This is a genomic window from Soehngenia saccharolytica DSM 12858 (assembly GCF_059568515.1).
In genome coordinates this window covers 1-5,772 of sequence record NZ_JCANTN010000051.1, presented here as the reverse complement: position 1 = coordinate 5,772, position 5,772 = coordinate 1, and the positions used below count along the sequence as shown (strand labels likewise).

Annotated in this window: 4 protein-coding genes; all 4 read left to right on the top strand. The window is 29.4% G+C overall.

What is annotated here, in order from left to right:
• Positions 1-166: 166 nt before the first annotated feature.
• From polA to BO51_RS09770, 4 genes are read left to right on the top strand one after another with little or no spacing between them, the layout of a single operon-like run.
• Complete coding sequence (polA, locus tag BO51_RS09785; protein ID WP_496486222.1) at positions 167-2,827, top strand: DNA polymerase I; 2,661 nt, start codon at positions 167-169, stop codon at positions 2,825-2,827.
• A complete protein-coding gene (gene coaE, locus BO51_RS09780; protein WP_496486220.1) occupies positions 2,814-3,437 on the top strand; it encodes a dephospho-CoA kinase in 624 nt (207 codons plus the stop codon). Before polA ends, coaE begins: the two co-directional genes overlap by 14 nt.
• Before the next feature lies 1 nt (position 3,438).
• Positions 3,439-4,059, top strand: coding sequence for a lytic transglycosylase domain-containing protein (locus BO51_RS09775; RefSeq protein ID WP_496486224.1), 621 nt, complete (start codon positions 3,439-3,441; stop codon positions 4,057-4,059).
• Positions 4,060-4,063: 4 nt separating this feature from the next.
• A complete protein-coding gene (locus BO51_RS09770) occupies positions 4,064-5,713 on the top strand; it encodes an ABC transporter substrate-binding protein (protein ID WP_496486218.1) in 1,650 nt (549 codons plus the stop codon).
• Positions 5,714-5,772: the final 59 nt, after the last annotated feature.

Here is a 5,772-nt window from a genome sequence, read left to right as displayed (position 1 = left end):
TCATGGTTCAGGCCAAAATAAACTGGCTTTATGGCTAAGATAAGAAGCCAAAGAAATGTATTTAATGATTAGAAAAGAAGACTATATTATTATTTAAGAAATTGATAATTATTACAGTGGAAAACTGTAATTTGATTATAACTATATTGTACAAGGAGGGATATAAATGCCAGAGAAAACATTAATGGTGATTGATGGTAGCTCATTAGTACATAGAGCATTCTATGCATTGCCTCTATTAAGTAACAAGAGTGGAGTTTATACTAATGGAGTTTATGGATTTTTAACAATGCTTTATAAAGTATTAGATAAATATAAACCTGATTATATTTGTGTTGCTTTTGATAGAAAAGGAAAGACATTCAGACATGAAGAATATGAAAACTACAAAGGAACAAGGGATAAGACTCCGAGCGAGTTATCAATGCAATTTCCAATATTGAAAGAAATATTGGGAAATATGGGAATTAAAACAATAGATTTAGATTTATATGAAGCAGATGATATTGCAGGGACTTTAGCTAAACAAGCAGAAGAGAGAGGAATGAATGTATATTTAGTTACTGGTGATAAAGATTATTTTCAACTTGCTTCAGATAAAATAAAGATAATTATGACTAAAAAGGGAATTACAGACATTGAAGAATACGACAGAAATAAAATAAAAGAAGAGTATGGTATTGAACCAAAACAATTTATTGAAGTCAAAGCTTTAATGGGAGATAAGTCGGACAATATACCTGGAATTGATGGAATAGGGGAGAAAACTGCTTTAAAATTGATACAGCAATATGATAACATTGAAAACTTATTTAGCAATGCTCATGAACTTAAAGGCAAGCTTAAAGAAAGGATACTAGAGGGAGAAAATATTGCAATTCTCAGTAGAAAGCTGTCTGAGATAATCACTCAAGTACCACTTGACTTTGAGATAGAGGATTTAACATTTGGGGATCAAGATACCAAAGCTCTAAAAAAGTTATTTGAAGACCTTGAGTTCAAGAGTTTATTAGCTAAAATAGACGATGATTTCAAAGAAATTGAACCTATAAAGAAATTTCAAATAAACGAAATTAAAACAGATTATGATCTTAAAAACTTAATGGACAATATCAATAAAGCTAAGGAATTTGCATTTAAATTTGTTGTTGATGATTATATAAATGAGAATGCTATTGGGCTAGGAATAAAACCTAAAGGAGATAATGCTGTTTATATTGACTTAAGAGATACAGAATTAGAAACAATAAGAATCTTAGAAAGCGCATTTAAAAATAAGGACATAATCAAAAACAGTTGGGATTGCAAATCTGATATTGTAAGCATGTTTAAAATAGACTGGGATATTTTGGGCTTAGAATTTGATGCATCAATAGCTCAATATCTTATAAATCCAGATCAGAGCGATTATGCTATTAATAAGATTGCTGAAGAATATCTGGATATTAATGGGAATAACCTCCAAGACTTATTGGGCAAAGGTAAATCAAAAAAAGACTTTAAAAGCATAGAGAAACAGCAAATAATGGAATACATTGCTTTTGTATTAAATACAATTGAGTTATCAAAGCCTAAAATGATAGAGATAATTGAGCAAAGACAAATGGAAGAGTTATTTTTAAATGTTGAAATGCCTTTAGTAGAAGTCCTTGCTAGCATGGAATACTGCGGAATTTTAGTGAATGAAAAAGAACTTGATGCTATTGGGAAAAGTTTTGATAGTGAAATAGATAAATTAATTAATGACATATACGAATTAGCAGGAGAAGAATTCAACATAAATTCGCCAAAACAATTGGGATATATATTATTCGAGAAATTGAAACTGCCAACAATTAAAAAAACAAAGACAGGATATTCTACAGATGTAGAAGTTCTTGAAGAACTGAAAGACGTTCATCCAATAGCACAAAAGCTGATAAGATATCGACAAATAATAAAGATCAAATCGACTTATATCGAAGGCTTGAAGCCAATGATAAATAAAAACACTGAAAGAATTCATTCTAAGTTCAACCAAACGGTCACAAGTACTGGTAGAATTTCGAGCACTGAACCAAATTTGCAAAATATACCTATACGTTCAGAAGATGGTAAAAAAATAAGGAGAGCATTCGTCGCACAACAACCAGAATATATTTTTTTAGATGGTGACTATTCACAAATAGAACTTAGAATACTAGCACATTTGTCTGATGATGAAAAAATGATAGAAGCATTTATAAATGATCAGGATATACATTTAAAAACTGCTAGTGAAGTTTTCGGAGTAGACATAAAAGATGTAACTCCTGAGTTAAGAGCAAAAGCCAAAACTATAAATTTTAGCATAATATATGGGATATCTGATTATAGTTTATCTAAGGATTTAGAGATAAGCAGGAAAGAAGCTCGTAAATATATAGATGAGTATTTTGAAAACTATAGCGGTGTAAAACAATATATGGAGAATTCGGTGAGAAAAGCAAAAGAACTTGGATATGTAGAAACAATTTTAAATAGAAGAAGATACATTCCTGAGTTAAACTCGAATAACTACAACATAAGATCTTTTGGGGAACGGGTTGCCATGAATATGCCTATTCAAGGGAGTGCAGCAGATATAATTAAGATGGCAATGGTTGAAATTTATAAAGACTTAAAGCAAAATAATTTAAAATCACATATAGTTTTGACAATACATGACGAATTGATTCTCGAAACATATATTAATGAGCTAGAATATGTAAAGAAAATGATGAAAGAAAAGATGGAAAATGTAGTTAAGTTAAAAGTACCTTTAAAAGTTGAAATAGCACAAGGAGTAAGTTGGTATGATACAAAATAGAGCTAAAATAATTGGAATTACCGGTGGCATAGCAACTGGCAAATCTACAGCAGTAGAGGTGATAAAATCCAGAGGTTATCTTGTCGTAGATGCAGATCAAGTTGCTAAAGATGTGGTAAAAAAGGGGCAAGAGGGATTAGAAAAAATTAAAGAGAAATTTGGATATGATATCTTATTAGGGAATGGAGAATTAGATAGAAAAAAATTAGCCGAGATCATATTTAGAAGTGAAGAAAAGAGAAAAGAGCTAAATGAGATTTTACATCCAATGATTATTGAAAATATAATACAAAATGTTAATGAACATATTTTAGATGAAGATGTAATATTTATAGATATACCGCTTTTGTTTGAAACTAGAGAGATATTAACTGATCGAGGGCTTGTACTTGATGAGATTTGGCTTGTTTATTGTGACGAAAAAAAGCAGATCGATAGATTGATGAAAAGAGATGGAATTGATTATGAATACGCTCTAAAAAAGATAAAATCTCAATTAGATTTGAATTATAAAAAGGATAATAGTGATGTGATAATTTATAACAATGGAAGCCTAGAAGAATTAGAAGAGACAATAGATACTTTATTAAGGAAGTTAAGATGTGATTAAAATGAAAAGAATAGCAAAAATATTTATAGCATTAATTGTTTTAGTATTCATTATAAATACTGCTATCTCAATAGTTTTCCCGATTAAATACAAAAACATCGTTTATAATTATTCATTGAAATATAATCTAGATCCATTTTTAGTTTTCTCAATAATTAAAACTGAAAGCAATTTTAATGAGAAAGCAATTTCTTCAAAAAATGCAAGAGGATTGATGCAAATTAGTGAAGGAACTGCACAATGGGCTGTAGATGAATTAAAAATAGAGAATTTCAAACCAGATAATTTATTTGATCCGGAAGTAAATATAATGATTGGTACTTGGTATATAAGCAAACTACTAAAGCAGTTTGGGAATTTAGAAGTTGCTTTAGCTGCTTATAATGCTGGAAGTGGCAATGTCACAAATTGGCTAAAGGATGATGAGTATAGTTATGATTCCTCAACTCTTTATAAAATTCCTTATCAAGAGACAGATAATTTCGTTAAAAAAGTGTTAAATAATTTTAGAATATATAATTTTTTGTATGATGATGAGGTATTTACTGTGGATTCATCTGTATTAGATAAAACAGCAACTAAAATTCATTCTTTTATTTTAGAGATTAGGGAAGGTGAATAATGAATTGAATAAACGTGTAATATTTTTATTTCTTGTCATTGCTTCATTGTATTTTGCCACAGGATGCGAGAAATCAAATGACAGCAAATCAGAAGAAAATATTAAATCTAGTTTGCAACAAATAATTGTCGAGAATGGAGAAATTGTCTTGCCGTTAACTAATTTTGAATCCCTGAATCCTGTATATACAGATAATTTATACTATTTTTATTTTAGCAAATTAATTTATGAGGGATTATTTGATTATGATGAAAATTTAAGACCAATACCAAAATTAGCAGAAAGCTATATTATTAGTGATGATGGAATGAGTTTAGACATTAAATTAAAAGAAAATGTTTTTTTTCATGATGGCACAGAATTAACAGCTGAAGATGTGATTTTTACTCTTAATCTGCTTAAGAAAGCAGGGGCTGAAAGCATTTATGACAACATGATTAAGAATGCTTATGGAGCTTCTAACTATGGCAATATTAGTGCTAATTCAATATCAAAATACTCAGTGAGAATTTATTTTAATAAACCCACAACTTCATACTTAGACATATTGACTTTTCCAATAATTCCAAGTTCTTCTGGAAAATCAGCAATAGATAAAGATAATTTCATTCCAAATGGAACGGGACCATACAAGTTTATAGATTATGTCAACAACAAAGAAATTCATCTTAAGGCAAATGAAGACTATTGGGGAGAAACCCCTAAAATCACGAATATTACAGGCAAGGTCTTTGAGAATGAAGAACTTATATTAACGGCATTTGAAGCTGGCAAAGTTAATATAGCTAAGAGCTTAGGATATGATTGGGAAAAGTATTCAACGAATAATAGAGTTTCAATAAAAGAATTTGTTTCAGGAGATTACATAGGCATTGCGATTAACCATGATAATGATATCTTTAACAATGAAAATGGCAGTCAGTTAAAGAAAGGCATAATGTATGCAATAAATAGACAAGACATTATTAAGAAAGTAAATTTATCGCATGCAACAGCTGTAGACACAATTATACACCCTGATTTTTATTTATTGCCTGAATCGGCTTATTCTTATGGATACAATGTTGAAAAAGCCAACATGGCATTGGACAAGGCTGGATACAATATAATAAATTCTGATAATATTAGAAGAAACCAAAATGGTGATGCTTTATCATTTGATCTCTTGGTTGATGGTGATGATAATACATTAATCGCTTTAGCGGATCTAATTAAATCATATTTACTAGATGTAGGTATAAATGTAAATATCGTGTCAGAAACTGGATCTAAGGATGATAGTATTTCACAATACATATATGATATAGAAAATGGGAAATTTGATTTAGCGATATTTAAATATCAAATTGGAACTTTTCAACGTTATGAATCGCTACTTAAATCTGATTTGATAGGTCATGACAATTACTCGCGATACAAAAATCCAATCATGGACAATATGCTAAAAAATCTAGATAACTCCATTAATGAAGAGGACAAGAAGAACTCATATGATGAGTTTTCAAAGTTATTTATAGAAGAATTGCCATATATTAGCTTGATGTATACTAATGACTGCTTAATTGTAGATTCATCTATAAAAGGAGAATTAAATCCCAATTATTATAATTTATACAACGGGCTACAAAACTGTTACTTAGCTTTAGACAAGTAAGTAAATATAGTTGGATATGATATATTTTAGTTGAAATTAGATAAATAAGATTATATAAT